Here is a 25,198-nt window from a genome sequence, read left to right as displayed (position 1 = left end):
CGCCGCCGCCGCGACCACGGAACGGTTGCGAGAACGCGCGCGACGCACGCCGCTGACGCTGGTCGGCGTCGACGTGCGCGTCGTGCCCAGCGTCGGCAGCGCGATCGGCAGCGAGTCGGCCGCCGATCCCGCGGCGCTGCGCCTCGCCGCCGAACGCGCGCTGCAAGTGGCGCGCGAAGCCGCCGCGGCGCACTGAGCGGCCCGACCGGCGTCGCCCGCGCCGGATTCGGGCCGGCGCCGCGCGCGGTGCGGCCGGATACGCATCGGCGCCGTTCGCCTGCGGAGATCCGCATGGCCGCCTCCCGAAACCGCGACGACGTACGGCACGCGTGGCGCCGTTCGAAGCCCGCATCGCCCACGCGACAAGCGGGCGCGCCTGGGTTATGGTCGGCGCACCGCCGCCGCGGAGCGCCCATGTCGTCCACGGATGTCGCCATCGCGCGCATCGTGCGCCGCCTGCCTTCGCCCGGGCTGCGCGGCTACGCCCGCGGCAAGCTGCGCATCGATCCGGTGTACGCCGAGGTCGCGCGCCTCCTCGCCGGCAGCCCGCTGGCGCTGCTCGACATCGGCTGCGGCATGGGCCTGCTCGGCGCCTACCTGCGCGAGCACGGCTGGCACGGCGACTACCTCGGCATCGACAACGATCCGCGCAAGATCGCCGCGGGGCGTGCGGCCGCCGCCGGCCTGCTGCCGCCGCTGCGGCTGCAGGTCGGCGACGACGGCGACCTGCCGGCGTTCAGCGGCAACGTCGCCTTGCTGGACGTGCTGCACTATCTGCCGGCGGCGCGCCAGCGCGCGCTGCTCGCGGTCGCCGCGACGCGCATCGCGCCGGACGGCCTGCTGCTGATCCGCAACGTGCTGCGCGACCGCTCCTGGCGCTACCACGCCACCGTGTTCGAGGAGCACCTGCTGCGGCTGTCGCGCTGGATGCGGGTCGGCGCCGTCCATTTCCCCCGCCTCGACGAGATCCGCGCGCCGCTGCAGGCCGCCGGCTTCGCGGTCGAGCATCGTCCCTTGTGGGGCCGCACGCCGTTCAACAGTTACCTGCTGCTGGCACGGCGCGCCTGAGCCGTGCCGCGGGCGCGCGCCGGCGCCGCCGTCGCGCCGCGCAGGCGCATGCGCCGCTGCAGCGCCTCGCGGCGCCGCGACAGTCTGCGCGCGTAAGCGATGCGCCCGGCCGCATCCTGCGGCGGCGGCCCCAGCGAGGCGCGGAAGGCGCAGAAGCTGCCGTAGGCCCCGATCACGTGGCGCAGCCGGCGCAGCAGCAGCTCGAGCATGATCGCGTCGTCGAGCAGGCCGATCACTTCCACTTCGTCGGGGATCATGTCCTCGGGGTCGCTGAAGTAGACCAGCGTCCTGACCACGTCCTCGCGTTCCGGCGGCGGCAGCGCCCAGGCCTCGTCCTCCAGCATCACGATCAGGCGCTGCACCTCGACCATGCGCTTGCGCACGTAGCTCGGCGCGCAGGCGATCGGCAGATGGTCGAGCGCGTGCTTGGCCGCGGCGAGGATCTCGGTCTCGTCCGCGCAGGCCACCAGCCGGTGCGCGCGCGCCAGCGCCTCGTGGAAACGCCGGATGTCCGAGTCTTCCAGTTCGATGGTGATGCGCATGCCGTGCCCGGGGCAGCTGCCGGTATCGCGAGCCCGATGGGCAAGCATGCCGCAAGCGCGGCGCCGCGTCACCCGCTTTCGCCGCGGCACCGGCTCAGCGCGCCGGCGCCGCCTCCAGCGCGCCGAGGATGCGCGCGATGGTGCCGGGGAAGTCGTTGTCCCAGCGCAGCACCACGACGAGATCGTGCACCTCGTCGATGTAGATGTAGTGGCCGCCGAAGCCGGCCGCCCAGTACGCCGACTCGGGCGCCTGCGGCACGGCCTTGCGGCCGGTGTTGAGCCACCACAGCAGGCCGTAGTCGTCCTTCGCCGCCGACGGCGCGTGCGCCTGCGCGACCCATTCGGCCGGCAACACCTGGCGCTCGCCCCAGCGGCCGCGGCGCAGGAACAGCAGGCCGTAGCGCGCATGGTCCAGCGCGCTGATGAACATGCCGCCGCCGAAGTGGCCGCCGCCCGACACCGACTGCATGCGCAGGCCGTCCAGCTCCACCCAGGAGTCGGCGTAGCCGGTCCAGCGCCAGGCGTTGGAGGCGCCGATCGGATCCATCACGCGCTCTTTCAGCACCTGCGGCAGCGGCTTGCGCCACACCTGCAAGAGCGCATAGGCCAGCGCGTTGATGCGCACGTCGTTGTACTTGAAGTGCGTGCCCGGCGCGTGCAGCGCGCGCCGCGGCCACTGCGCGCGGTCGGTGCCCTCCGGGCGGTCGGCCCAGTCGGGGATGCCCCACAGCGTGCCCTGCCAGTCGGAGGTCTGCGTCAGCATGTGCCGCCAGGTGATCGGCGCGTTGTGCGGCGAGGCGTAGGAGCCGTCGTCGACGTAGTCGGCCAGGCGGTCGTCCAGCGAACCGATCAGGCCGTCGGCCAGCGCCAGGCCGGCCACCGTCGACAGGTAGCTCTTGGCCACGCTGAAGGTCATGTCGGTGCGCGCCACGTCGCCCCACTGCGCGACGATGTAGCCGTGGCGCACGATCAACCCGGCGGCGCCGACGCGCGGCTTGGTCGGGCCGTGCACGCTGTAGTCCGGCTCGCGCGCGCCGAAGTAGTCGACCAGCGCCTGGCGCATGTCGCCCGGCTGCAGGTCGGCGTGCGCCTGGGCGTAGGCGACCGCGGCCGCCAGCCGCTGCGGATCGAAGCCCGCCGCCGCCGGGTCGCGATGCTCCCAGTGGTGCCGCGATGGCACGTACTCGGCGGCGCCGGCGGACGCCGCCGGCAGGGCGAGGATCAGCGCAAGGACGGACGCGACGAAACGCATGGCACTCCCCGGAACGGAACCGGCCCGACACGGGCCGCGCGCAGTGTCGCAGGATGGCGCTGCCGCGCAAGCCGCGCAGGTCACGCCGAAGGCCCGCTGCGCAGGCCGTACAATGGCGCGTTTCCGCCGTACCCGCCGCCATGCCCTACACGCCCATCGCCGCCACCTTAGGCTACGTGCTCTCGCCCGACCGTTCGCAGGTGCTGCTGATCCACCGCAACGCGCGCGAGGACGACCATCACCTCGGCAAGTACAACGGCCTCGGCGGCAAGCTCGAGCGCGACGAGGACGTGCTCGCCGGCATGCGCCGCGAGATCCGCGAGGAAGCCGGCATCGACTGCACCGAGCTGACCCTGCGCGGCACGATCAGCTGGCCCGGTTTCGGCAGGCACGGCGAGGACTGGCTGGGCTTCGTGTTCCTGGTCACCGCCTTCGCCGGCACGCCGTTCGAGCGCAACCACGAAGGCGCGCTGGAATGGGTGCCCGTCGAACGCATCCTCGAGCTGCCGCTGTGGGAGGGCGACCGCCACTTCCTGCCGCTGGTGTTCGACGGCGACCCGCGCCCGTTCCACGGCGTGATGCCCTACCGCGACGGCCGCATGCAGTCCTGGCGCTACAGCCGCGCCTGATCGGCGCGTCGCGCGCAGGCCCGGCGCGCTACCATGGCGCCCCGCCGCTGCGTCCGCTCCGGCGCTTTCGCCGTCGAGCCCATGTCCAGCGATACGCCCGCCACCTTCCGCGACCTCGGCCTGCCCGCGCCGCTGCTGCAGGCGCTGGATGCGGTCGGCTACGAGGCGCCCTCGCCGATCCAGGCCGCCACCATCCCGGCGCTGCTGCAAGGCCGCGACGTACTCGGCCAGGCGCAGACCGGCACCGGCAAGACCGCCGCGTTCGCGCTGCCGATCCTGGCGCGACTCGATCCCGCGCCCGGCAAACCGCAGGCGCTGGTGTTGGCGCCGACCCGCGAGCTGGCGATCCAGGTCGCCGAGGCGTTCCAGCGCTACGCTTCGCGCCTGCCCGGCTTCCACGTGCTGCCGATCTACGGCGGGCAGAGCTACGGCCCGCAGCTCGCCGGGCTGCGCCGCGGCGCGCAGGTGGTGGTCGGCACGCCCGGCCGCGTGATCGACCACCTCGAGCGCGGCTCGCTGGATCTCTCCGCGCTCGCCCGGCTGGTGCTGGACGAAGCCGACGAGATGCTGCGCATGGGCTTCATCGACGACGTGCAGAAGGTCATCGAGCGCACGCCGCCGACGCGCCAGGTGGCGCTGTTCTCGGCCACCATGCCGGCGCCGATCCGCCGCATCGCGCAGACCCACCTGCGCGAACCGGTCGAAGTCACCATCGAGGCGAAGACCACCACCGCCGCCAACATCCGCCAGCGCTACTGGTGGGTCGCCGGCATGCACAAGCTGGACGCGCTGACCCGCATCCTCGAGGCCGAGCCGTTCGAGGCGATGATCGTGTTCGCGCGCACCAAGCAGGCCACCGACGAGCTGGCGGAGAAGCTGCAGGCGCGCGGCTTCGCCGCCGCGGCGATCAACGGCGACGTCGCCCAGCCGCAGCGCGAGCGCATCATCCAGCAACTGCGCGAGGGCAAGCTCGACATCCTGGTCGCCACCGACGTCGCCGCGCGCGGCCTCGACGTCGAGCGCATCAGCCACGTGCTGAACTACGACATCCCCTACGACACCGAATCCTACGTGCACCGCATCGGCCGCACCGGCCGCGCCGGGCGCAGCGGCGAGGCGATCCTGTTCGTCACCCCGCGCGAGAAGGGCATGCTGCGCGCGATCGAGCGCGCCACGCGCCAGCCGATCGCCGAGATGACGCTGCCCAGCGTCGAAGCCGTCAACGACCGCCGCATCGCCCGCTTCATGCAGCGCATCGGCGACACCCTGGCGGCGGGCGGGCTGGAGGCGTTCCAAGCGCTGGTCGACCAGTACGAAGCCGCGCACGACGTGCCGGCGCGCGAGATCGCCGCGGCGCTGGCGCGCCTCGCGCACGGCGAAGCGCCGCTGCTGCTCGAAGCGCCGTCGAAGCGCGAACCGCGCGACGCCCGCCGCCACGAGGCGGGCGCGCCCGCGAAGCCGCCGCGCGCGGAGCGCGGGCCGCGACCGCCGCGCGAACGCACGCCCGAGCCCGGCTTCGAGACCTACCGCATCGAGGTCGGCCGCGCGCACCGCGTCAAGCCGGGCAACATCGTCGGCGCGATCGCCAACGAGGCCGGCCTCGACAGCCAGTACATCGGCCGCGTGCGCATCGAGGACGAGCACAGCTTCGTCGACCTGCCCGAGGGCATGCCGCGCGAGCTGCTGCAGCACCTGAAGAAGGTGCGCGTCGCCGGGCGCATGCTGCGCATCGCGCGCGCCGCGGACGCCGCGACGGAAGCCGGCACGGCGCGTCCCGCGCGCAGCCGCCCGGGCGGCAAGGCGCCGCCGAAGCGCAAGCCGGCGCGGCGGTGACCTTCGGCATAGGTGCGGCAGGCATCGCAGCACTAGGCTGCGCGCACCCGCCCCTGCCGGAGACCGTCCATGCGCCGTGTCCTGCTGCTCCTGCTGTCGCTCGCCCTCCCGACGTTCGCCGCCGGCGCCGCCGCGCCGGCGGACCTCTACCAGGCCGCCGTCGCCAACCCGGCGCGCAGCGCCGCCGACCGCGAGCGCGACGCGCTCGACAAGCCCGCCGAGGTGCTGGCGCTGGCCGGCATCAAGCCCGGCATGACCGTCGCCGACATCTTCGCCGGCGGCGGCTACTACAGCGAGCTGGCCTCGTACGTGGTCGGCCCCACGGGCAAGGTGCTGCTGGCCAACAACGCGCCGTACGACAAGTTCAGCGCGAAGGAACTCGACGCGCGCCTGGCAGGTGGCCGCCTGCCCAACGTCGAACACGTCACCATCGATCCGGCCGCGTTCGGCATCGCGCCGGCGAGCGTGGACGTGGCGATGATCATCAAGTCCTACCACGACCTCTACTACGTCGATCCCGAGGGCGGCTGGCCGGCCATCGACGCCGGCAAGTTCCTCGACCAGATCCACGCCGCGCTGAAGCCGGGCGGCGCCTTCCTGATCGTCGATCACGCCGCGCGCCCCGGCAGCGGCAAGGCCGATGCGCAGACGCTGCACCGCATCGACCCGGCATTCGCCAAGCGCGACATCGAGTCGCACGGATTCAAATTGGTGAAGACCTGGGACGGCCTGCACAATCCGGCGGACGACCACGTCAAGACGGTGTTCGACAAGGCCATCCGCGGCCACACCGACCGCTTCGTGCAGGTCTACCGCAAGCGCTGAACGGCGCCGCAACCGACGCGCCCTCGCCTCGTCACGGCGAGGGCGCGCAGCGCGATGCGGCGCGCTCGAGGCAGCGGCGCGGCCGTGTTAACGTCCATCTCCGGTCGCGGGTCTAGAATCGATCCACCTTCAGCGCCAGGCGGAGGTGGCCCATGAAACAGCGCTGGGCGTTCTTCAAGGAGGCCGACACCTCGTTCGGCCTGTTCTATCCGCGCCACTACGTGGTCGCCGGCTTCGACACCTACGAGCGCGCCAAGGAAGTCGAGCGACAGTTCGTCGAAGCGGGCTTTCCGCGCGACGACGTCGCCGCGGCGACCGGCCCGTTCGTGGCCAAGCGGCTGGAATCGCGGCGCGGCGCCAACTGGCTGCAGCGCCTCGAGGCGTTCATCGCCGAGGCGGTCGGCACCGAGGCCGGCTACATCGAGGACGATCTCAAGCTGGCCAGGCGCGGCGGCGCCTTCCTGTTCGTGTACGTGCCGGACCGCGCGAGCGAGGAACGCGCGCGCGGCGTGCTGCGGCGCTGCCATCCGATCTACGCGCGCTGCTACCACCCGCTCGGCATCGAACGGATCGTCTACCCGCCGCAGTCGACGCTGTAGGGATGCGGGTTCGCGTTCACGCGGACGACCGCGCCAGGCGGTCGCGCACTTCCTCGCCCAGCGCCAGGCTGGCGGTCAGCCCGGGCGACTCGATGCCGAACAGGTTGACCAGGCCGCGCAGGCCGTGCACCGAGGCGTCGTCGATGCGGAAATCCGCCATCGGCTCACCCGGTCCGGCGAGCTTGGGGCGCACGCCGACGAAGTCCGGCGCGAGATCCTCGTCGCGCAGCGCCGGCCACCAGGCGCGCACCGCGTCGGCGAAGCGCGCGCGCCGGCCGTCGTCGAAGCGGTAGTCGGGTGCCGCGAGCCAGCGCACGTCGGGGCCGAACCGCGCGCGCCCGGCGAGGTCGAAGCCGAGGTGCACGCCGAGACCCTGCGGCTGCGGCAGCGGATAGATCAGCCGCGCGAACGGCGCGCGCCCGTGCAACGCGTAGTAGTGGCCGGCGGCGTAGTGAAGCGTCGGCACGTGGCGCGCATCGAGGCCGTCGATGCGATGCGCGAGTTCCACCGCGCCGAGACCGGCGGCGTTGACCAGCCAGCGGCAGCGCGCGGCGCCGCCGTCCGCGGTCTCGACGCGGAAACCGTCGCCCTCGCGCGCCACGCGCTCGACACGCATGCGCGTCAGCACACGCCCGCCGGCGCGCTCGATCGCGGCGACCAGGCTGAGCACGTAGGCCGGCACGTCGACGATGCCCGAGCTCGGCGATTCCAGCGCCGCCGCGCAGCGCAGCGCGGGCTCCAGGTTCCGCGCCTGGGCGGCCTGCAGCCAACGCAGACCCTGCACGCCGTTCGCCAGCGCGCGCGCCTGCAACGCGCGCAGCGCATCGATTTCCCCGCCGGCGGCCGCCACCACCAGCTTGCCCAGCCGCCGGTGCGGCACCGCATGCGCTTCGCACCACGCGTACAACAGCGCGTTGCCGCGCAGGCACAGGCGCGCCTTCAGCGAGCCCGTCGGATAGTACAGACCGGCGTGGATCACGCCGGAGTTGCGGCTGGAAATGCCCTCGCCCGCTTTCGCCTCGGCTTCCAGCACCCACGCCTCGCGGCCGGCGGCCGCCAGCGCGCGCGCGCAGGCCAGGCCGACCACGCCGGCCCCGACCACGATCGCTTCGACGTCGTACGCCGCCCCCATGCCTTCGACCTCACTGCATCCGCACGAACAGCATGCAGATGTAGATGACGAAGACGACGAAGTAGGTCACCGCCAGCGCGGCCTGCACGGCGACGCGGCGCGAAACGAAACCGGGGACCGCCAGCGCCAGCCACAGCAGGCGCATGGCGGTGTCGAAATCGAACACCAGCCGGCTGAGCATCCACTGCTGGAAGAAGCTCGCCGGCGGCACCAGCGCGACGATGGCGTAGAACGCCCGGCGGCGCGCGAGGAATTCCCGCACCCATTCCCTGCCGTCCAGCAGCAGGTCCGCCGGCAGGATCAGATAGGCCAGCAGGTACAGCAGCATCGGCATGACCATGAACGCGGCATAGCCGAAGAAGGTCCACGCCTGCACGAAGCGCCAGCCGAACGATACCCACCACACCTGGAAGTGCGCCAGCAGCAGCGTCGCCGCCATCACCATCAGCCACCACGCCGGCGCCAACCGCCGGCCGTCGCGCACCAGGCGGGCGATGCCCGAAAGCAACTGCGCGATGCCGAGGCCGAGGAGGATCGACAGCAGCACCGAGATGTATTCGAAGTCGCTCATGTCCTGCCCGCTCGCTGCGACGGCGGCGGCACGTTAGCAGGGCACGCGCCGTCGTGCGACCGGTACGGCTTCCCGCGAACGAGGCGGCCGTGCCACGATGGCGGCACGCCACGTCCTGTCGAAGGAGCCGTCGATGTCGACCGCCGTCTCGCGCCTGCGCTGGCTGTTGCTCGGACCGGAGGGGCTGCGCGCGGGTTGGCGCTTCCTCGCCTTTCTCGCGCTGTGGCTGCTCGTCGACAACGGGCTGGGCTGGGCAGTACTGACCGCCGCCCGCTACACCCCGCCGCCGGGTTTCGATCCCAAGGACCTGCTGATCGCCGACACCTTGATGGCGATCTCCGTGCTCGCGGTGAGCTGGGCGCTGGTCCGTGTCGAACGCCGCGGCACGGCCTGGTTCGGCCTGCCGCTGCGCGGCGCGTTCGGGCCCATGTTCTGGGAAGGCGCGTTGTGGGCGGCGCTGCTGGTGTCCGCGCTGTTCGCCGTCGCCTGGGCCGGCGGTGGCGTCGGTGTCGGCGGCTTCGCTTTGCACGGCTCCGCGCTGGCGCGCATGGCCGCGCTGTGGATCGCGGCGATGGCGATGGTGGGGCTGGCCGAGGAGAGCCTGTTCCGCGGCTATCCCTTCGTGGCGCTGGCGCGCGGCATCGGCTTCTGGCCGGCCGCCTGGCTGCTGTCGCTGCTGTTCGGCGGCGCGCACTATTTCTTCAAGCCGATGGAGACCGTCGCCGACGGCGTCGGCGTCACCCTGCTCGGCCTGTTCTGCTGCTTCACCTTGCTGCGCACCGGCCAGTTGTGGTTCGCGATCGGCTTCCACGCGGCGTTCGATTTCTTCGCGCTCGGCCTGTACGGCGCGCCCAACATCGGCAACGGCGGCCGGCCGCTGCCCGGCCACCTGCTCGACACGCATTTCGGCGGACCGGCGTGGTTGACCGGCGGTCCGCAAGGGCTGGAGGCGAGCTGGCTGATCTTCCCGCTGCTGGCGCTGATGGCCTGGGCGTTCCATCGCCGCTATCCGCAGGTGCGGCTGCAAGCCCTGCCGCGGCGCGCCGCAACGACGACGGCGGGCCGGACCAGCGAGGCGCTAACCTAAGCGGCATCGGGCGGATCGTCGTGCCCGCCGCGGGAACGGCCGCCGTATGACGTCCACGCCGATGCAGCGCTACTTCGCCCACCGCTGGGCCTACCCGGCCACGCTGCTCGGCGTGTTCGCGCTGCTCTGGCTGGCGCTGGCGATCCGCCCGCTGTTCCGCCAGGACTGGTTGCTGGAGAACCTGCTGGTGCTGGTCGCGGTGCCGCTGTTCGTGGCGACCTTCAGGCGCCTGCGATTCTCCAACGGCGCCTACACCACGCTGTTCGTCTTCTTCGTCCTGCACGAGATCGGCGCGCACTACACCTATTCGCTGGTGCCCTACGACCGCTGGTTCGAGGCGCTGACCCGCCACGCGCTGAATCCGCTGCTCGGCTTCGCGCGCAACCATTACGACCGCCTGATCCACTTCGGCTACGGCCTGCTGGTCCTGCCGGCGGCGGTGGAACTGCTCGACGCGGTGGCGCCGCCGCGCGGCGTGTGGCGCTGGCTGCTGCCGGTGCTGTTCGTGATGTCGCACTCGACCATCTACGAGCTGGTCGAATGGGGCGCCGCCGAGGCATTCGGCGGCGAGCTCGGCCAGGCCTATCTCGGCACGCAGGGCGACGTCTGGGACGCGCAGAAGGACATGGCGCTGGCGACGCTGGGCGCGGTGATCGCGCAGATCGCCGTGCAGTGGCGCCGGCGGCGCGCGCGCTGAGTCGCCGGCGCCTCCCTTCAGTACTGCGCGGTCTTCACCAGCAGTTGCTTGGCGAGCGCGCCGTGCACGCGGCCGATGCCGCGCGCGAGGTGCAGCAGCGCGCAGAACAGCACGGCGCCGAGCACCAGCGTCAACGGTTCCAGCCACAGCGGAATGCCGTAGGAGACGTCGTCGAAGTTGATGAAACCGAAGCCGGTGGTCGCGTACAGGATCGGCCCGATCAGCAGTTCCAGCGACAGCGCCACGCCGACGATCGCGATGGTGAAGTAGAGGATGCCGAGCGGCAGCATCAGCACCATGTAGAACAGCGTCGACCAGGTGCGCGGATCGGCGAACATGCCCTTGATGCGCGCCATCAGCGGCTTGCCGCGATCGGCGTACAGCGGCCGCCGCGGCATGCGCACGCCGAACATCGCTTCGATCAGGCGCCCCTCGACCAGCGACAGCGCGCGCACGGTGGCGATGAACAGCGTCGCGAACGGCAGGCCGAAGATCAGCACGCTCAACCCCAGCGACAGGCTGGTGCCGGTGACCGCCCAGGTGAAGTAGAAGATGCCGGTCGCCAGCGACAGGATCATGTAGAACAGCGCGGCCCAGGCGCGGGGATCGGCGCCGACGGCGAAGAAGCGCCCAAGCGGCGAGCGTCGCGCGGTCGGCGGCGGCGCACGCAGCGCCTCCTGCACCTGCGTTTCCTTGTCGCGGTAGATGTCGGCCACCTCCTCCGGCGCGCCGTAGCTGGTCGCCACTTCGGCCAGCAGGTCGGCCTCGCCCCGGCCCGGATGTTCGGCCAGCTCCGAGCGCAGGTATTCCTCGGCGTCGTACAGAGCGTCCTGGATCAGCGCCGCGTCCGCGCCGGCCAGCGCTTCGCGCAACTGCTCGAGATAGGCCTCGATGGTCTTCGGGATGGCGGGCGTCATGGCGGTGTCCCCTTCAGTACGGCGTCGACGAAGTCGCGGGTGTCCGACCACGCCTCGCTCCAGGCGCGCAGCACGGCGCGCCCCAGCGGCGTGATCGCGTAGTAGCGGCGCGGCGGCCCGGCGATGGACGGCTCGACGTGGCTCGCGGCCAGCCCGGCGGCGCTGAGGTTGCGCAGCACCGGATACAGCGCGCTCTGCTTGCCGGCGAGCACGCCGCTGCCGCGGCGCTCGAGCTGCTTGGCGATCTGGTAGCCGTACAGCGGTTCGCGCGCGCGCGCCAGCACCGCCAGCAGCACCATCGCCACGGTGCCGGCGGCCAGCTCCTTCTGGAACTTCTTGAGGTGGCTCTCGGTGTCGCTCACGACCCGCACCCGCGCGCAGCTAGGCATGGGTCAACTGTAGTACTAACTTCTACATAGCGGATCGGCCGGAAGTCATGACGGGTCGCTCAAGGCGCGCGCACGACGCCCATGGGTCGACCGAATGCACGCGCAGCGAGTTCAGGCACCCTGCAATGACATCTTGCTGGCACCCCGGGGCCAGACATCGGATCCCGGCAATGCGCTGCCCGGCGCCACCCGCCGCACGGGCCGAAGCGGCCTCCGCGCCAGCCATCAACACGGGTTCCGATCCGTCCGTATCGCGTCTCGAGGATCTTGGCGATGGCCGCTGCCCGCGCGTGCGCGGACTGCGAGCCCCGTTCCGCGAGCGGGCGCTCCCGCGAGGATTCAGACGAACATGCCGCCGGAGACTTCGATGCGCTGGGCGTTGATCCAGCGGCTGTCCTCCGAGAGCAGCGACGCGACCACGGGGCCGATGTCGTCGGGCAGGCCGGGACGTCCCAGCGCCGTCACGCTGGCGACGAAGGCGTTGAGCTGCTTGTTGTCGCGCACGGCGCCGCCGCCGAAGTCGGTCTCGATGGCGCCGGGCGCGATGGTGTTGACCGCGATGCCGCGCGGGCCGAGTTCCTTCGCCAGGTAACGGGTCAGCACCTCGACGCCGCCCTTCATCGCGGCATAGGCGGCGTAACCGGGCAGGCTGAACCTGGTCAGCCCGCTCGACAGGTTGACGATGCGTCCGCCGTCGGCGAATAGCGGCAGCAGCGTCTGGGTCAGGAAGAACACGCCCTTGAGGTTGATGTTCATCAGGCGGTCGAAATCGGCTTCGGTCGTCTCGGCGAAAGGCGCGTGGATGCCGATGCCGGCGTTGTTGACCAAGTAGTCGAAGCTCGTGCGCTTCCAGGTTGCGGCGAGTGCCTGCTTCAGATCGGCGGCGAAGGCCGGGAAGCTCGAGACATGGCCGGTGTCCAACCGGAGCATCGCCGCCTTGCGGCCGAGCGCTTCGATCTCGGCCCGGGCAGCGGCAGCCTCTGCCTGGTGGCTGTGGTAGGTGCCGATGACGTCGACGCCCTTGCGCGCGAGCGCGATGGCCATGTTGCGGCCCAAACCGCGGCTGGCGCCGGTCACCAGGGCGACTTTTGCGGTTTCGTTCGACATGACGGTCTCTCCTCGAGGGAACGCGATCCGGGTTGCCCGGTAGCGCCACCTTGACACTTCCACGTCCGGAGATAATCAGCCATGATCCGTCATCACTATCCGGCAAGAACGAATAATGGACCGGTTCGACACCATGCGGGTCTTCGTGCGGGTGGTCGAGCGCGGCAGCTTCAGCCGCGCGGCCGAGGATCTGCGCCTGCCGGCCTCCACGGTGACCGACGCCGTCAAGCGGCTCGAAGCCCGCTTGAAGGTGCGGCTGCTCGAACGCACCACCCGCCTGGTGCGTGTGACGCTGGACGGCGAGGCGTATTACCAGCGCTGCCTGTCGATCCTGGCCGACGTCGAGGAAGCCGACAGCGCTTTCACCGACGCGAAACCGAAAGGTCTGCTGCGCGTCGGCGTGCAGGGCACGCAGGCGCGCCGCGTCATCGTGCCGCGACTGCGGCAATTCTTCGACGCGTACCCCGATCTCGAACTTTTCCTGAGTGAGAGCGACCGTTTCGTCGATCTCGTGCGCGAGGGCATCGATTGCGTGCTGCGCGCGGGCGAGCCGAAGGAAAGCGACCTGTCGGCCCGCCGTGTCGCGCTGTTGCGGGAAGTGACCGTGGCATCCCCCGACTATCTGTCACGCCACGGCATGCCGACGCGCTGGGATGCCCTGCAAGGCCATCGCATGATCGGGTTCCGTTCCTCCGCGACCGGCGGCATCCTGCCGCTGGAGTTCATGGTCGATGGACAGCGCAGGACGGTGACGCTTCCGATGACCTTGTCGGTCGACGGCGCCGACACCTACCGCGCCGCCGCGCTGCATGGCCACGGCCTGATCCAGGTGCCGTACTATGCCGTGCAGCGGGATCTTGCGGAGGGCGCACTGTGCGAGGTCCTCGCCGACACGCCGCCTTCGCCGACGCCCGTGCACATTCTCTATCCGCGCAATCGCCAGCTCAGCCTGCGCGTGCGCGTGTTCATCGACTGGGTGGTGAAGGCGTACGACGCCGCTGCGGAGGCCGCAGGTCCCTAGCGGATATCCGCGTCGCCGGCTTGCATCGGGCGAAGGTCCGCCGCCGCCTTACCCATCCAGCCACGCCGGCGAACACCCGCCTTAGCGCATGAGCGCGCCCGCCTCGTGGCGCAAGTCGAGCTCCATGAACCGCGCCCCCGCGACGGGGTTGTAGACGTAAGGTTCGATCGGCCGGAAGCCGAGCGCGCGGTAGAGCTGCTGCGCCGGTGCCATCGACGGCAGCGTGTCCAGACGGATGCGCGCGTAGCCGGCCTGGCGCGCCTCCTCGCAGATGCGTTCTGCCAGCCGGCGGCCGAGCCGCTCGCCACGCGCGGCGGGGCGGACGTAGAGGCGCTTCATCTCGCAGGTCTGCGCGTCGATGGGCCGCAGCGCCGCGCAGCCGACCGCTTCGTCGTCGCGCCAAGCGAGCAGCAGTCGTCCGCCCGGCGGGGCGTACTTGCCGGGCAGCGCGGCCAGTTCAGCCTCGAAGCCCTGGAAGCCGAGGTCGATGCCCAGGCTGTCGGCGTATTCGCGGAACAGCGCGCGCACCGCATCGGCGTCGCGCGGAAACCCGGCGGGGCGGATATCGATCATGGCAGCGGCTCGAGGGTTGCAGTCCCAATGGCGGTCGGCCAGTTTCCTGTCGTCATTCCGGCGAAGGCCGGAATCCAGGGTCTTGCCGGTGCTCTCGTCGGCGCAAAGGCGCTGGGTCCCGGCTTTTGCCGGGACGACGGGACGCGAGTAGCCGTCAGGGGTCCCGCCCCCTTGGTCCGTCAAGGCTACGACTTGACCGATGCTGGATACAGCATCAGTCTTCCATCATTTGAATGGGTACAGTTGCGCGTGGGATCGACCCGCGGGAGCGAGCAAGCCGTGGACGCGCCATCGCCGCGGTCGACGCGCTACCGCGCGCTGGCCGACGAACTGCGCGAGGCGATCGGTACGGGACGCCTCGCGCCCGGTGCGGCGCTGCCGTCGCTGCGCGCGTGCGCGGCGCAGCGGCGGCTGAGCCTCAACACGGTGACGGCGGCCTACCGCCTGCTCGAAGACCACGGATTGATCGAGGCGCGGCCGCAATCGGGCTTCTACGTCGCCGCCCGCCTGCCGGAACCGCAGCGCGCGTTGCGCGGCGCGCCGAGCCGCGCGCTCGGCGATCGGCAGGATGACCTGGCCGCACAGGTACTGGCGGCGCAAGGCCGTCCCGACCATCTCGATCTGGCCCTGGCCTGTCCGCACGGCCGTCGGTTCTATCCGGCGGATCCTCTGCTGCGGACGACGCGCTCGATCCTGCGGCGTCACGCCGACGTGGTCTCGCGCTACGCGCTGCCTCCGGGCGACGCACTGCTGCGGGAGCAGGTCGCACGACGCGCGCGGCGCCTCGGCATGGCGCTACCGGCGGACGAAGTGGTGACGACGCACGGCGCCACCGAAGCGCTGCATCTCGCGCTGCGCGCCGTCGCACGCGAGGGCGACAGCATCGGCATCGAGGCGCCTGCGTACTTCAACCTCTATCCGCTGCTGCGCGGTCTCGGCCTGCGCGCCGTCGAAATTCCGACGCACCCGCGCCATGGTTTGGACGTGGACGCCGTCGCGCGCCTGCTGCGCGCGCGCGAGCTGGCCGCGCTGGTGGCGATGCCGACCGTGCACAACCCGCTCGGCTGCACCATGCCGCTCGCGGCCAAGCAGCGGCTGGCCGCGCTTGCGGCGCGGCATCGCGTGCCGCTGATCGAGGACCTGGTCTACGCGGAGCTGCAGTCCGCCGACCCGCCGGAACCCGCGGTCAAGTCGTTCGATCGCGACGGCTGGGTGCTGGCGTGCGCGGGCTTCTCCAAGACCCTGGCTCCCGATTTCCGCATCGGCTGGCTGCACGCGGGGCGCTACACGCCGACGGTGCAGCAGTTGAAGTTCGCGATGAGCGGCGGCGAATCCGGCCTGCTCGGCGCAGCGGTCGGCCGCCTGCTGCAGGACGGCGGCTACGAACGCCACCTCAAGCGCCTGCGCCGGCTCTGCCAGTCGCAGGTGGCGACCGTGCGCGGCCTGGTCGCGCGGCATTTCCCCGCGGGGACGTCGGCGACGCAGCCGGCCGGCGGTTTCCTGCTCTGGGTCGAGCTGCCGCCGTCCGTGGACAGCGCCGCCCTGTTCCGCGCGGCGCTTGCGGAGAAGATCGTCATCCTGCCGGGCGAGGTGTACTCCGCCGGCGCGCGCTATCGGCACTGCATCCGGCTGTCCTGCTGCCGCGAGATCGACGCCGCTTTCCTCGCCGCCATCGAGACCGTCGGGCGGCTGGCGCATGCGATGACCACACGCCGCGGCAATACCTCACCCACGCGTCGTCGATGATCGAACGAGCCGCGGCACGCGTCCGGCTCGCCCCATCCGCGGCGAGCCGCCTCAGCGCACGATCAACACCGGCACGCGGCTCTGCGCCAGCACCTTGGTCGTCACCGAGCCCAGCAGCAGGCCGCGCAGCGCGCCGTGGCCGTGCGAGCCCATCACCACCAGGTCGTAGCGGCCGCGTTGGGCGAGTTGCGCGATCGCCTGTCCGGGCGAACCGACCATGGTGACCGGCTCGATCGCCACGCCCGCCTTCTTCGCCGCGGCCAGCGGCGCGCGGAACGCCTTGGCGGCGTTGCGCTGGTAGTAGCGGTCGACATTGCTGCTGCCGAGGGCGCGGGCGATGTGCGGCGGCAGCGGCACGTCCACGAAGACCATGGCCAGTTCGGGCTTGCGGCCGAAGCGGGTCATGTGCTGGAGCACGTAACGCACCGCGCGGTTCGCGTATGCGCTGCCATCGACGGCGATCAGCACCTTCATCGGACACCTCCCTCGTGGGTCATGGCGGCAGCCGTGTGCCGCGATGTTTGCATACTTGCGCGGCGCGGCGCGAGGATGTTGATGCGCATCAATCGGCCACCCGGCGCTTCGCCGGACCCGATCGGCCCCGATGCGCAGCCATCCATGCCCGTTCGTGCCGAGCGTGGCCCGCGTCGGCAAGCGGAGTGGAAGCACTCCTCGGAGCAGCCCTTCGCCGCCGGCCCAGCGGGCCGTGGTTCATCCTGAGCCTGCCGAAGGGCTCGGGACGAACGGTCATGGGACGGGCCGATTATTGGAGCCGGCCAGGTCGCCGGATACCTTGCCCGCCGCCCCTTGACGCGCGCGGCGAACGCGGGCCTGATGCGGACCGCGGCCGCGCCGGCCGCCGCCCGAAGGATCCAGCGATGCGCCCTGCCCTGCGGCCCTCCACCCTGCTTCTTTGCGCGCTTGCGCTCGTCGCCTCGGCGGCGATCGCGGCCGCGGCGGCGAAACCGCGCACCATGCAGGAGGTGCTTGACGCCTCGCAGCCGTCCGACTGGCGCGCGCTCGATCCCGCGCACACGCTGTACATGGACCTGCCGGGCGGGCGCGTGGTGATCGAGCTGGCGCCCGCATTCGCGCCGCTGCACGCGGCCAACATCGAGACGCTGGCGCGCGCGCGCTACTGGGACGGCCTGGCGATCCTGCGCGTGCAGGACAACTTCGTCGCGCAATGGGGCGACCCGGAGGCGGACCAACCCGGCAAGCGCCGGCCGCTCGGCGAGGCGAAGGCGACGTTGCCGCCGGAATTCGTCCGCCCCGCCGCCGGCCTGCCGTTCACGCGCCTGCCCGACGGCGACGTCTACGCGCCCGAGGTCGGCTTCAGCGACGGCTTTCCGGTGGCGCGCGATCCGCGCCGCGGCGAGGCCTGGCTGGCGCATTGCTACGGCATGGTCGGCGCCGGCCGCGACAATGCCGTCGACAGCGGCCCCGGCACCGAGCTGTACGCGGTGATCGGCCAGGCGCCGCGCCAGCTCGACCGCAACATCGCCCTGGTCGGCCGCGTCGTGCAGGGCATGGAGCTGCTGGCCGCGCTGCCGCGCGGCAGCGGACCGCTGGGCTTCTACGAGCAGCCGCAGCAGCGCGTGCCGATCCTGCGCGTGCGCCTCGCCGCCGACCTGCCGCCGGCCGAGCGCACGAACCTCGAAGTGCTGCGCACCGACACGCCGACCTTCGCCGCGCTGGTGGAATCGCGGCGCAACCGCCGCGACGACTGGTACAAGGTGCCGGCCGCGCACATCGATCTCTGCAACGTGCCGCTGCCGGTGCGCGCCGCGCCCAAACGCTGAATCGCGCCGCCGCGCCGCGCGGCGCACAATGGCGGCGGGCGACGGAGGTGCCGATGGGCGCGACCGTGCGGCTGCTGCTCGGCGGCGACGCCATGCTGGGACGCGGCGTCGACGCGGCGCTGCGCGAACGCGGCACCGCCTATCCGCTCGCGCCGCTGGCGCCGCTGTTCGCCGCGGCCGACCTGCGCTGCGTCAACCTCGAATGCGCGATCACGCCGCGCCACGCGCGCTTCGCGGGCGCGCCCAAGGCGTTCTACTTCCGCGCCGATCCGGTCGCCGCCGACGTGCTGGCGATGGTCGGCGTCGATCTGGTCAGCCTCGCCAACAACCACGCGCTCGACGCCGGCCCGGACGGCCTGCGCGACACCTTCGCCGCCCTCGCGCAGCGCGGCATCCGCTGGGCCGGCGCCGGCGTCGATCTGGCCTCCGCCATGGCGCCCTGCATCGTCGAGTGTCAGGGCCGGCGCATCGGCGTGCTGGCCTGCTGCGACCACCAGCCCGATTTCGCCGCCACCGCGCAGCAGCCCGGCATCCACTACCTCGACCTCGACCGCAGGCGCGACCGCCAGACGCTGATCGCGCGCACCGCCGCGCTGGCGCGCGAGGTCGACCACGCCATCGTCTCGCTGCACTGGATGGCGAACTGGGTGCCGACGATCCCGCCGGCGCGCCGGCGCCTGGCGCACGCGCTGGTCGACGCCGGCGCGCGCGTGGTCTGGGGCCACAGCCCGCACCACGTGCTCGGCGCGGAGTGGCGCGGCGGCAGCGTGGTGCTCTACTCGACCGGCGACCTGCTCGACGACTACGCGCTCGATCCCCACTACCGCAACGATCGCCAGCTGTTGTACCGCGTCGAGCTCGCCGCGCAGGGCGCGCTGGCGCTGCAGGCCTTTCCGCTGCAGCTCGACTGTGCGCGCACCCGCCCCGCCGGTGCCGAAGCGCAGCGCTGGCTGGCGGCTCGCCTGACGGAGACCTGTCGGCCGCTCGGCAGCGACGTCCTCGTCCGCGACGGCTGCTTCGGCATCGCGCCGGCCGGCGCCGCGGCGCCAGGCGTCTGATCCAGGTCAGGGTCGGCGTGCGGCCTGCGGCGCAAGCTGAGCGCCCCGTCCACCCGCGAGTACTTCAACATGCACGGTTGCGCCACGCCCACGCCCGACACCGCCCACCTGTTCGACGCCCGCGGCGTCGCCCGCCGCTTCCGCCATTCGGCGATCTTCGGCGCGTTGAGCGCGCTGGAGCCGGGCGAGACCATGCGCTTCGTCAACGACCACGATCCGCTGCCGCTGCTCGAACAGTTGCGCCAGCGCTTCGGCGAGCACCTGACGATCGCCTACCGCCAACGCGAGCCGGGCGCGATCGTGATCGACTTCGGCATCGTCGGCTGACATGCGCCGCCGCGCACGCGCGAGCAGTCCCGCATGACCCACCCGCACTTCTTCGACATGGCGCCCGTGGTGCGCACCCGCGATCCGCTGGCCGCCCTGCTCGGCGCCGCCTCGGGCGGCGTGCTCGAATACCGTTACCTCGACGCCGTGCGCCTCGCCGGCCATTCCTGCCCGACCGTCGCCGGCGCGTTCCTGATGGGCCGCGCCGCACTGTCCGCGCTGTACGCCGACCGCCTGCCCGAGCGCGGCGGCATCGCCGTGCGCATGCCGGCGCCGCAGAACGAAGGCACCACCGGCGTGATCGCGCAGGTGCTGACGCTGCTGACCGGCGCCGCCGCCGACAACGGTTTCCAGGGCATCGGCGGCCGCCACGCGCGCAACGGTCTGCTCGGCTACGCCGAACGCCGCGACGGCGACGCGGTGATCTTCCGCCGCCTCGACAACGGCAACGCGGTGGCGGTCGCGCTGGACATCTCGCCGGTGCCGGCGGATCCGAACCTGCGCGCGTTGCTAGCCGCGATCCTGCAGGACCGCGCCGATGCCCGCCAGCAGGCCGCGTTCGCCGATGCCTGGCAGGACCGCGTGCGGCGCCTGCTGCTGGAGTTCGCCGACGATCCGCGCGTGGTGCGCGTCGCCCGCGTCGCTGCCTGAGCAGCGCTCATGCCGGATTCGCGACGGCGTCGACGTGCCGGCGTATGCTCGCCGCGTGCGGACAAGGACCGGTCATGCGCCGAGCCCCCCAACGCGAGACGCCGGCCGCGCTGCGCGCGAAGGTCGCCTTCCTGCGGCGCGCCGACGCCTACCCCGAACGCCCGTGGCGCGTGCAGGCGGTGGAGACGCATTTCTCCTGGGTGTTCCTTGCCGGCCGCCACGCCTACAAGCTGAAGAAGCCGCTGCGCTTCGGCGCGCTCGACTACCGCTCGCCGCAGGCGCGCCGGCTGAACTGCCGGCGCGAGGTGCGCCTGAACCGCCGGCTCGCGCCGGACGTCTATCTCGGCGTGGTCGCGCTGACGTGCGATGCGCGCGGCGGCCTGCATCTCGGCGGCCGTGGACGCCGCGTGGACTGGCTGGTGAAAATGCGCCGCCTGCCGGCGTCGCGCACGCTCGAACACGCGATCGCCGCGCGCCGCGTGCGCGACGCCGACCTGCGCCGCATCGCCGCGCGCCTCGCCGGCTTCTACCGCGCGGCGCGGCCGCTCGCGATCGGCGTTGACGCCTATCGCCGCCACTTCGTGCAGGGCGTGCGCGCGCACCGGCGCTATCTCGCGCGCCCGGCCTTCGCGCTGGCGCGCGAACCGGTCGAGGCGCCGGCGAAGGCGCTGCTGCGGTTTCTCCGCGATCGCGGCGAGCTGCTGGCGCGGCGCGCGCGCGAGCGCCGCATCGTCGAGGGCCATGGCGACCTGCGGCCGGAGCACGTCTACCTGGGCGCGCCGCCGCTGATCGTCGATTGCCTGGAATTCGACCGCGCGCTGCGCGCGCTCGATCCGGTGGAGGAGCTGGCGTATCTCGCCCTGGAATGCGAACGCCTGGGCGCGCCGGCGTTGGGCGCGCGCCTGCTGCGGGCGTGGCAGCGCACCGTCGCGGATCGTCCGCCGCCGGCATTGTTCGAATTCCACATGGCGTGGCGCGCCTACCGCCGCGCGGTGGCCGCCGCCTCGCATCTCGAGGACCCGCGCGCCGCCCACGTCGCCAAGTGGCGGCGGCGCGCGCGGCAGTACCTGCGGCTGGCGGCGTTGCACGCGCGGCGGCTCGCACCGCGCGAGGAGTGAAGGCATGGCCGGACGAATCGGCCGATGTCGAGAGGGATGGCACGCGGTGCCTGCATGCGCTCGCCTGCCACCTTCGTCAGCCCGGCTCCGCCTGCAATTCGACCAGCGATCCGCCTTCGTGCATGCGGCGGATCGCCTCGGCGAACAGCCCGCTCGCATCCACCACGTCGAGCTTGCGCGCCGCCAGCGCCGGGTCCAGCCGGAACGGCGGCACCGTGTCGCAGACGGCGACACGGTCCAGCGCGTCGTCGGCCAGCACCGCACCCGCGCCGGCGAGGAACAGGCCATGCGCCGCGGCGACGTACACGTGCGCCGCGCCCTGCGCGCGCGCGGCACGCGCCGCGCGCTGCGCGGTGGTGCCGGTGCCGATCAGGTCGTCGACGATCAGCACGCTGCGCCCGCGCGCCTCGGCGAACAGCGTCTCGCCGGACACCACGCCGCCGCTGCGCCGCTTCTCCATGAAGCCGAACGCCGGCGGCCGGCGCAGCGCGCGCGCCAGCGCCTCGCGGAAGGCGTCGGCGCGCTTGATGCCGCCCTCGTCGGGCGACAGCACCAGCACGTCGTCGTCGCGCAGCCGCGCGGCATAGTGCGCGACCAGCAGCGGCCGCGCCTCCAGGTGCTCGGCGACGCAGCGGAAGGCGTTCTGGTAGGCGGCGAGGTTGTGCACGTCCAGCGTCAGCACGCGGTCGATGCCGACGGCCTCGAGCAGCGCGGCGACGTAGCGCGTGGTCAGCGGATCGCGCGGCTTGGAGCGGCGGTCCTTGCGCGCGTAGCAGAGGTAAGGCAGCACCGCGGTGACGCGCGCGGCGGAAGCGTCGCGCAGCGCGCCGAGGAAGAACAGCAGGCGGCACAGCTTGTCGTTGACGCTGTGCGTCGCGTCGGCGTACAGCGACTGCACCACGTACACATCGCGGTCGCGCACGCTGGCCAGCGGCCGCGCCTTGTGCTCGCCGTCCTCGAACTCGCGCTCCTCGTGCGGTGCCAGGCCCACGCCGAGGTGCGCGGCGATGCGCTCGCCGTAGGCGCGGCTCGCCTCCAGCGCGAACAGGCAGAGCCCGTGTTCGGCCATGCGTTCGCCTCCTGCGTCCGCGCGTCGCGCGGCATGCAGGGCGATGCTGGCAGCCGGCGACGCGACCGGTGCCGACTCAAGTCAAACTCGCGCGGCGCGGAGGATCAGCGCCGCCCGGCGGCGGCGGGCGCCGGCTTGGCCGCCTGCGCGCCCTGGCTGAGGGCGACGCCGCCGAGGATCAGCGCGCCGGCGATCGCCATCGTCATGGTCAGCGGCTCGCCCAGCGCCAGCCACGCCCAGATCACGCCGAACAGCGGGACCAGGTAAGTCACGGTGACCGCGCGCGCCGGGCCGATGCGGCGGATCAGGCGGAAATAGAACGCGTAGGCGAGACCGGTGCACAACGCGCCCAGCAGGAACACGCAGGCCCAGTCGAGCGGCCGCGGCGCGCTGCCGGGCCAGGTGGCGACTGCCAGCGGCGCGACCAGCAGCGAGGCGCAGACCAGCGTCGCCGAGGCCACCGCCACCGGCGGCAGGCCGACCAGATAGCGGCGGATCAGCACCGCGGCGATGCCGTAGCACAGCGCCGCCAGCGTGCCGGCGATCGCCGCCAGCATCACGCCCTCGCCCGCGGTACGGCCGCTGGCCAGCACCACCACGCCGGCGAAGCCGGCCAGCAGGCCGGCCGCGCGGCGCGTGCCGATGCGCTCGCCGAAGCCGACGAAGGCGACCAGCGCGGTGAACAACACGGTCATGCTGTTGGTGATCGCGCCGATGCCGGCCGGCGCGCGCTCCGCGGCCCAGGCGAACAGGGTGAACGGCAGCGCCGAGTTGATCGCGCCGATGCCGGCGAGACGCCACCACATCGACGGTGCGATCTGCGCCCGCGCCCGCCACAGCAGCGGCGACAGCACCAGCGCGCCCAGCGCGAGCCGCACTTCCACCAGCGGGATCGGCCCGAACGCCGGCGCGGCGACGCGCATGAACAGGAACGACGCGCCCCAGATCGCCCCCAGCGCGACCAGCTCGAGCGGGGTCACCCAGTCGCGTGCGGCCGCGGCGGGGGCAGCCGGGGCGGAACTGCCGGCGGTGCGCTCGATGTCTCGCATACTGGCAAAATGATTTGATGGCTGGCGCATACTGTCCTCACAAACCTGCGCCAACAAGCGCATAATTTTCCAACCAGCCTCAAAAATTTTTGTTGGCACGCATGTCGCTGCGCTCCGCCTGGCTGCCTTCCCTGCACGTGTTCGCCTCCGCCGCGCGGCACCAGAACCTCGCCCACGCGGCCGACGAGCTGCACCTCACCGCCTCCGCGGTCAGCCACCACGTGCGCAAGCTGGAAACGCTGCTCGGCGTGACCCTGTTCCAGCGCCACGCGCGCGGCGTCGCGCTGACGCCGGAAGGCGGCGTGCTGGCCGACGCGGTGGCGGCCGCGGTCACCGACATCGACGCCGCGATCGCCGCGCTGGCCGGGCTGCGCCGACCGCAGGGCGCGCAACGCGTGCGCGTCAACGTGCTGCCCTCGCTGGCGGCGTGCTGGCTGGTGCCGCGGCTGCCGCGCTTCGTCGCGGCGCACCCGCAGATCCGCCTGACCATCGAGACCGAGCGCACGCTGACCCGCTTCGACGCCGCCGGTCCCGACCTGGTGGTGCGTCACGGCCCCGGCCGCTGGCCCGGTCTGACCGCGCACTTCCTGATGGACGACGCGCTGTTCCCGGCGGCGGCGCCGACCCTGCCCGGCATCGAAGGCATCGCCGCACCCGCGCAGATCGCGCGCCTGCCGCTGATCTTCGACCTCGGCCTGGAAGGCTGGCGCGAATGGTTCCGCGCCGCCGGCGTGCGCACGGTGCGCCTCGCCAACATGCACACCTTCAGCGACGCCGACGACGCGCTGAACGCCGCCGCCGCCGGGCTGGGCGCGGTGCTGGCGCGCAAGCACCTGGCGCAGCCGTTCCTCGCCGACGGCCGGCTGGTGCGCCTGCCGGGACCGGTCCTGCCGACGCGCTTCGCCTACTACGCCGTGCATCCCGCCGAGCGCACGCCCTCGCCCGCCGCCGCCGCGCTGATCGACTGGCTGCAGCGCGAGGCGCATGCGTCCAGCGTCGCCGCCAACGCGATGGCCTGAGCCGCGCGTCCGCACGCGACCGCAGCTTGACGCACGTCAACACCGGGCGGCGACGGCGCGCGACGCTGGCCGCGTTCCCCACGGTGCATCGTCTCATGCGTCCCGTCCTGCTCGCCGCGCTCCTCTCGCTCGCCAGCGCCGCCGGCGCCGCCGAATGGCAGGCGCTGCCCATGGTCGCGCCGGCGCCGGCCGACAACCCGACCACGCCGGAGAAGGCGCTGCTCGGCAAGATGCTGTTCTTCGACACGCGCCTTTCGTCCACCGGCACCGTCGCCTGCGCGAGCTGCCACAACGTGATGGAGGGCGGCGACGACCACCGGCCCACCTCGATGGGCGTGCACGGCCAGCTCGGCGGCCGCAACGCGCCGACCGTGTGGAACGCGGCCTTCCTGTCGGTGCAGTTCTGGGACGGCCGCGCGCCGTCGCTGGAGGAACAGGCCAAGGGGCCGATTGTCAATCCCAGCGAGATGGGCATGCCGAAGATGGAGCTGGCGGTCGACCGCATGCGCCGCATCGGCGGCTACCTGCCGTACTTCCGCCGCGCGTTCGGCGCGAGCGCGACGATCGACGCCGACAGCATCGCACGCGCCATCGCCGCCTACGAGCGCACGCTGATCACCCCCGACAGCGCCTACGACCGCTACGCCCGCGGCGACAAGAGCGCGCTGTCGGCGCAGCAGCGGCGCGGCATGCAGGCGTTCGCCGACGTCGGCTGCACCGCCTGCCATTCCGGCCCCAACTTCAGCGGCCCCGCGCTGCCGCAGGGCACCGGCTTCTTCCAGAAGTTCCCGACCTACACCAACAACCCCTACGTCGCCCGCTACCGCCTGCTCGACGACGGCGGCCGCGCCACGGTCACCGGCAAACCGGAAGACCAGAACCTTTGGCGCGTGCCGGGGCTGCGCAACCTGGTCTACACCGCGCCCTACTTCCACAACGGCCTGGTGCAGACCTTGCCGGAAGCGGTGAAGGTGATGGCCTCGACGCAACTCGACAAGCAACTCGACGACGCCCAGGCCGCCGACATCGCCGCTTTCCTCGAGAGCCTGACCGGACCGTTCCCCGCGCAGAGCATGCCGCAGCTGCCGCCGACGCCGGGCGACATGCTGCACTGAAC

The 25,198-nt window shown here is 72.4% G+C and carries 28 protein-coding genes; 17 read left to right on the top strand and 11 right to left on the bottom strand.

The features are described 5' to 3' along the window. Both MBSD_RS15360 and MBSD_RS05745 read left to right on the top strand, forming a co-directional pair. Nucleotides 1–196, top strand: a 196-nt coding sequence (locus tag MBSD_RS15360; protein ID WP_201797458.1) for a hypothetical protein, incomplete at its 5' end; no start/stop codon positions are given. 218 nt (nt 197–414) lie between these two features. After that, nucleotides 415–1,068 carry a class I SAM-dependent methyltransferase gene (locus tag MBSD_RS05745; protein ID WP_062535925.1) on the top strand — a complete coding sequence of 218 codons (654 nt, stop codon included), beginning with the start codon at nt 415–417 and terminating at the stop codon, nt 1,066–1,068. Here the strand turns inward: MBSD_RS05745 and MBSD_RS05740 are convergent. Together MBSD_RS05740 and MBSD_RS05735 are read right to left on the bottom strand one after the other, a co-directional pair. Next, entirely contained in the window at nt 1,041–1,610 is a 570-nt protein-coding gene (locus MBSD_RS05740) for a YkvA family protein (RefSeq protein ID WP_062535923.1), read from the bottom strand. The genes MBSD_RS05745 and MBSD_RS05740 overlap by 28 nt on opposite strands. A 94-nt stretch (nt 1,611–1,704) precedes the next feature. After that, nucleotides 1,705–2,862, bottom strand: a complete 1,158-nt coding sequence (locus MBSD_RS05735; RefSeq protein ID WP_062535921.1) for a serine hydrolase domain-containing protein — start codon at nt 2,860–2,862, stop codon at nt 1,705–1,707. Nucleotides 2,863–3,002: 140 nt separating this feature from the next. Here MBSD_RS05735 and MBSD_RS05730 point away from each other — a divergent pair, with 140 nt between their 5' ends. The 4 genes from MBSD_RS05730 (at nt 3,003) to MBSD_RS05715 (ending at nt 6,748) form a co-directional block, all read left to right on the top strand. Continuing rightward, entirely contained in the window at nt 3,003–3,491 is a 489-nt protein-coding gene (locus tag MBSD_RS05730; RefSeq protein WP_062535919.1) for an NUDIX hydrolase, read from the top strand. A gap of 81 nt (nt 3,492–3,572) precedes the next feature. Further along, on the top strand, nt 3,573–5,324 hold the full coding sequence (locus MBSD_RS05725) for a DEAD/DEAH box helicase (RefSeq protein WP_062535932.1): 1,752 nt from the start codon (nt 3,573–3,575) through the stop codon (nt 5,322–5,324). Nucleotides 5,325–5,393: 69 nt separating this feature from the next. Next, nucleotides 5,394–6,149, top strand: a complete 756-nt coding sequence (locus MBSD_RS05720) for a class I SAM-dependent methyltransferase (RefSeq protein WP_062535917.1) — start codon at nt 5,394–5,396, stop codon at nt 6,147–6,149. Nucleotides 6,150–6,301: 152 nt separating this feature from the next. Continuing rightward, the gene (locus MBSD_RS05715) at nt 6,302–6,748 is read left to right on the top strand and encodes a hypothetical protein (RefSeq protein WP_062535915.1); all 447 of its coding nucleotides are present in this window, start codon (nt 6,302–6,304) and stop codon (nt 6,746–6,748) included. A 16-nt stretch (nt 6,749–6,764) separates the two neighbouring features. Here the strand turns inward: MBSD_RS05715 and MBSD_RS05710 are convergent, their stop codons facing one another. Together MBSD_RS05710 and MBSD_RS05705 are read right to left on the bottom strand one after the other, a co-directional pair. Then, the gene (locus MBSD_RS05710; protein ID WP_062535913.1) at nt 6,765–7,880 is read right to left on the bottom strand and encodes an NAD(P)/FAD-dependent oxidoreductase; all 1,116 of its coding nucleotides are present in this window, start codon (nt 7,878–7,880) and stop codon (nt 6,765–6,767) included. A gap of 10 nt (nt 7,881–7,890) precedes the next feature. Next, complete coding sequence (locus MBSD_RS05705) at nt 7,891–8,451, bottom strand: hypothetical protein (protein ID WP_062535911.1); 561 nt, start codon at nt 8,449–8,451, stop codon at nt 7,891–7,893. Between the two features lie 133 nt (nt 8,452–8,584). Here MBSD_RS05705 and MBSD_RS05700 point away from each other — a divergent pair, with 133 nt between their 5' ends. Further along, nucleotides 8,585–9,538: a CPBP family intramembrane glutamic endopeptidase gene (locus tag MBSD_RS05700; protein ID WP_187300560.1), complete on the top strand. Its 954-nt coding sequence runs from the start codon at nt 8,585–8,587 to the stop codon at nt 9,536–9,538. 46 nt (nt 9,539–9,584) lie between these two features. Then, nucleotides 9,585–10,235, top strand: coding sequence for a DUF2238 domain-containing protein (locus tag MBSD_RS05695; RefSeq protein WP_237071754.1), 651 nt, complete (start codon nt 9,585–9,587; stop codon nt 10,233–10,235). 17 nt (nt 10,236–10,252) lie between these two features. On the opposite strand, the gene MBSD_RS05690 is transcribed toward MBSD_RS05695, so the two are convergent. The 3 genes from MBSD_RS05690 to MBSD_RS05680 form a co-directional block, all read right to left on the bottom strand. Next, on the bottom strand, nt 10,253–11,152 hold the full coding sequence (locus tag MBSD_RS05690; protein ID WP_062535907.1) for a sensor domain-containing protein: 900 nt from the start codon (nt 11,150–11,152) through the stop codon (nt 10,253–10,255). Further along, nucleotides 11,149–11,541: a PadR family transcriptional regulator gene (locus MBSD_RS05685; protein ID WP_425478097.1), complete on the bottom strand. Its 393-nt coding sequence runs from the start codon at nt 11,539–11,541 to the stop codon at nt 11,149–11,151. The genes MBSD_RS05690 and MBSD_RS05685 overlap by 4 nt, the downstream gene beginning before the upstream one ends. Before the next feature lie 339 nt (nt 11,542–11,880). Beyond that, on the bottom strand, nt 11,881–12,648 hold the full coding sequence (locus MBSD_RS05680) for an SDR family NAD(P)-dependent oxidoreductase (RefSeq protein ID WP_062535903.1): 768 nt from the start codon (nt 12,646–12,648) through the stop codon (nt 11,881–11,883). Between the two features lie 115 nt (nt 12,649–12,763). Between MBSD_RS05680 and MBSD_RS05675 the strand changes: the two genes are divergently transcribed. Then, a complete protein-coding gene (locus MBSD_RS05675) occupies nt 12,764–13,669 on the top strand; it encodes a LysR family transcriptional regulator (RefSeq protein ID WP_062535902.1) in 906 nt (301 codons plus the stop codon). Nucleotides 13,670–13,750: 81 nt separating this feature from the next. Here MBSD_RS05675 and MBSD_RS05670 read toward each other — a convergent pair whose 3' ends face one another. After that, nucleotides 13,751–14,242, bottom strand: coding sequence for a GNAT family N-acetyltransferase (locus tag MBSD_RS05670; RefSeq protein WP_062535900.1), 492 nt, complete (start codon nt 14,240–14,242; stop codon nt 13,751–13,753). Nucleotides 14,243–14,269: 27 nt separating this feature from the next. On the opposite strand from MBSD_RS05670, the gene MBSD_RS05665 reads away from it, so the two are divergent. After that, entirely contained in the window at nt 14,270–15,988 is a 1,719-nt protein-coding gene (locus tag MBSD_RS05665) for an aminotransferase-like domain-containing protein (protein ID WP_082306505.1), read from the top strand. Between the two features lie 51 nt (nt 15,989–16,039). Here MBSD_RS05665 and MBSD_RS05660 read toward each other — a convergent pair whose 3' ends face one another. Beyond that, nucleotides 16,040–16,462 carry a universal stress protein gene (locus tag MBSD_RS05660; RefSeq protein ID WP_062535897.1) on the bottom strand — a complete coding sequence of 141 codons (423 nt, stop codon included), beginning with the start codon at nt 16,460–16,462 and terminating at the stop codon, nt 16,040–16,042. 404 nt (nt 16,463–16,866) lie between these two features. Here MBSD_RS05660 and MBSD_RS05655 point away from each other — a divergent pair, with 404 nt between their 5' ends. The 5 genes from MBSD_RS05655 to MBSD_RS05635 all read left to right on the top strand — a co-directional run bounded on the left by MBSD_RS05655 (nt 16,867) and on the right by MBSD_RS05635 (nt 20,944). Next, complete coding sequence (locus MBSD_RS05655; protein ID WP_062535895.1) at nt 16,867–17,790, top strand: peptidylprolyl isomerase; 924 nt, start codon at nt 16,867–16,869, stop codon at nt 17,788–17,790. A 53-nt stretch (nt 17,791–17,843) separates the two neighbouring features. Then, nucleotides 17,844–18,848 (top strand): CapA family protein, encoded by a 1,005-nt coding sequence (locus MBSD_RS05650; RefSeq protein ID WP_062535893.1) that lies wholly within the window; start codon nt 17,844–17,846, stop codon nt 18,846–18,848. A 69-nt stretch (nt 18,849–18,917) separates the two neighbouring features. Next, nucleotides 18,918–19,175 carry a DUF2249 domain-containing protein gene (locus MBSD_RS05645; protein WP_062535892.1) on the top strand — a complete coding sequence of 86 codons (258 nt, stop codon included), beginning with the start codon at nt 18,918–18,920 and terminating at the stop codon, nt 19,173–19,175. Nucleotides 19,176–19,208: 33 nt separating this feature from the next. Continuing rightward, nucleotides 19,209–19,826 carry an FmdE family protein gene (locus MBSD_RS05640; RefSeq protein WP_062535890.1) on the top strand — a complete coding sequence of 206 codons (618 nt, stop codon included), beginning with the start codon at nt 19,209–19,211 and terminating at the stop codon, nt 19,824–19,826. 74 nt (nt 19,827–19,900) lie between these two features. Continuing rightward, complete coding sequence (locus MBSD_RS05635) at nt 19,901–20,944, top strand: hypothetical protein (RefSeq protein ID WP_062535888.1); 1,044 nt, start codon at nt 19,901–19,903, stop codon at nt 20,942–20,944. 76 nt (nt 20,945–21,020) lie between these two features. On the opposite strand, the gene MBSD_RS05630 is transcribed toward MBSD_RS05635, so the two are convergent. Then, the gene (locus MBSD_RS05630) at nt 21,021–22,013 is read right to left on the bottom strand and encodes a ribose-phosphate diphosphokinase (RefSeq protein WP_062535886.1); all 993 of its coding nucleotides are present in this window, start codon (nt 22,011–22,013) and stop codon (nt 21,021–21,023) included. 104 nt (nt 22,014–22,117) lie between these two features. Next, complete coding sequence (locus tag MBSD_RS05625; RefSeq protein WP_062535884.1) at nt 22,118–23,062, bottom strand: DMT family transporter; 945 nt, start codon at nt 23,060–23,062, stop codon at nt 22,118–22,120. Nucleotides 23,063–23,163: 101 nt separating this feature from the next. On the opposite strand from MBSD_RS05625, the gene MBSD_RS05620 reads away from it, so the two are divergent. After that, nucleotides 23,164–24,081: a LysR substrate-binding domain-containing protein gene (locus tag MBSD_RS05620; RefSeq protein ID WP_062535882.1), complete on the top strand. Its 918-nt coding sequence runs from the start codon at nt 23,164–23,166 to the stop codon at nt 24,079–24,081. A gap of 95 nt (nt 24,082–24,176) precedes the next feature. Beyond that, a complete protein-coding gene (locus MBSD_RS05615; protein ID WP_062535880.1) occupies nt 24,177–25,196 on the top strand; it encodes a cytochrome-c peroxidase in 1,020 nt (339 codons plus the stop codon). The last annotated feature ends 2 nt before the right edge of the window (nt 25,197–25,198 follow it).

The sequence above is a fragment of the Mizugakiibacter sediminis genome, from assembly GCF_000953855.2.
In the GTDB taxonomy this organism is placed as follows: domain Bacteria; phylum Pseudomonadota; class Gammaproteobacteria; order Xanthomonadales; family Rhodanobacteraceae; genus Mizugakiibacter; species Mizugakiibacter sediminis.
The sequence above is the reverse complement of the archived record's forward strand: the minus strand, read 5'-3'. Positions and strand labels throughout refer to the sequence as shown.

Excerpts from the sequence above, each read along its gene's own strand:
- MBSD_RS05745 (WP_062535925.1), top strand. The coding sequence starts at position 415 with ATGTCGTCCACGGATGTCGCCATCGCGCGCATCGTGCGCCGCCTGCCT.
- MBSD_RS05725 (WP_062535932.1), top strand. The coding sequence starts at position 3,573 with ATGTCCAGCGATACGCCCGCCACCTTCCGCGACCTCGGCCTGCCCGCG.
- MBSD_RS05710 (WP_062535913.1), bottom strand. The coding sequence starts at position 7,880 with ATGGGGGCGGCGTACGACGTCGAAGCGATCGTGGTCGGGGCCGGCGTG.
- MBSD_RS05625 (WP_062535884.1), bottom strand. The coding sequence starts at position 23,062 with ATGCGAGACATCGAGCGCACCGCCGGCAGTTCCGCCCCGGCTGCCCCC.
- MBSD_RS05680 (WP_062535903.1), bottom strand. The coding sequence starts at position 12,648 with ATGTCGAACGAAACCGCAAAAGTCGCCCTGGTGACCGGCGCCAGCCGC.
- MBSD_RS05645 (WP_062535892.1), top strand. The coding sequence starts at position 18,918 with ATGCACGGTTGCGCCACGCCCACGCCCGACACCGCCCACCTGTTCGAC.
- MBSD_RS05685 (WP_425478097.1), bottom strand. The coding sequence starts at position 11,541 with ATGCCTAGCTGCGCGCGGGTGCGGGTCGTGAGCGACACCGAGAGCCAC.
- MBSD_RS05695 (WP_237071754.1), top strand. The coding sequence starts at position 9,585 with ATGACGTCCACGCCGATGCAGCGCTACTTCGCCCACCGCTGGGCCTAC.
- MBSD_RS05650 (WP_062535893.1), top strand. The coding sequence starts at position 17,844 with ATGGGCGCGACCGTGCGGCTGCTGCTCGGCGGCGACGCCATGCTGGGA.
- MBSD_RS05620 (WP_062535882.1), top strand. The coding sequence starts at position 23,164 with ATGTCGCTGCGCTCCGCCTGGCTGCCTTCCCTGCACGTGTTCGCCTCC.
- MBSD_RS05720 (WP_062535917.1), top strand. The coding sequence starts at position 5,394 with ATGCGCCGTGTCCTGCTGCTCCTGCTGTCGCTCGCCCTCCCGACGTTC.
- MBSD_RS05655 (WP_062535895.1), top strand. The coding sequence starts at position 16,867 with ATGCGCCCTGCCCTGCGGCCCTCCACCCTGCTTCTTTGCGCGCTTGCG.
- MBSD_RS05700 (WP_187300560.1), top strand. The coding sequence starts at position 8,585 with ATGTCGACCGCCGTCTCGCGCCTGCGCTGGCTGTTGCTCGGACCGGAG.
- MBSD_RS05615 (WP_062535880.1), top strand. The coding sequence starts at position 24,177 with ATGCGTCCCGTCCTGCTCGCCGCGCTCCTCTCGCTCGCCAGCGCCGCC.
- MBSD_RS05705 (WP_062535911.1), bottom strand. The coding sequence starts at position 8,451 with ATGAGCGACTTCGAATACATCTCGGTGCTGCTGTCGATCCTCCTCGGC.
- MBSD_RS05690 (WP_062535907.1), bottom strand. The coding sequence starts at position 11,152 with ATGACGCCCGCCATCCCGAAGACCATCGAGGCCTATCTCGAGCAGTTG.
- MBSD_RS05635 (WP_062535888.1), top strand. The coding sequence starts at position 19,901 with ATGCGCCGAGCCCCCCAACGCGAGACGCCGGCCGCGCTGCGCGCGAAG.
- MBSD_RS05715 (WP_062535915.1), top strand. The coding sequence starts at position 6,302 with ATGAAACAGCGCTGGGCGTTCTTCAAGGAGGCCGACACCTCGTTCGGC.
- MBSD_RS05730 (WP_062535919.1), top strand. The coding sequence starts at position 3,003 with ATGCCCTACACGCCCATCGCCGCCACCTTAGGCTACGTGCTCTCGCCC.
- MBSD_RS05630 (WP_062535886.1), bottom strand. The coding sequence starts at position 22,013 with ATGGCCGAACACGGGCTCTGCCTGTTCGCGCTGGAGGCGAGCCGCGCC.
- MBSD_RS05735 (WP_062535921.1), bottom strand. The coding sequence starts at position 2,862 with ATGCGTTTCGTCGCGTCCGTCCTTGCGCTGATCCTCGCCCTGCCGGCG.
- MBSD_RS05740 (WP_062535923.1), bottom strand. The coding sequence starts at position 1,610 with ATGCGCATCACCATCGAACTGGAAGACTCGGACATCCGGCGTTTCCAC.
- MBSD_RS05665 (WP_082306505.1), top strand. The coding sequence starts at position 14,270 with ATGGCGGTCGGCCAGTTTCCTGTCGTCATTCCGGCGAAGGCCGGAATC.
- MBSD_RS05640 (WP_062535890.1), top strand. The coding sequence starts at position 19,209 with ATGACCCACCCGCACTTCTTCGACATGGCGCCCGTGGTGCGCACCCGC.
- MBSD_RS05660 (WP_062535897.1), bottom strand. The coding sequence starts at position 16,462 with ATGAAGGTGCTGATCGCCGTCGATGGCAGCGCATACGCGAACCGCGCG.
- MBSD_RS05670 (WP_062535900.1), bottom strand. The coding sequence starts at position 14,242 with ATGATCGATATCCGCCCCGCCGGGTTTCCGCGCGACGCCGATGCGGTG.
- MBSD_RS05675 (WP_062535902.1), top strand. The coding sequence starts at position 12,764 with ATGGACCGGTTCGACACCATGCGGGTCTTCGTGCGGGTGGTCGAGCGC.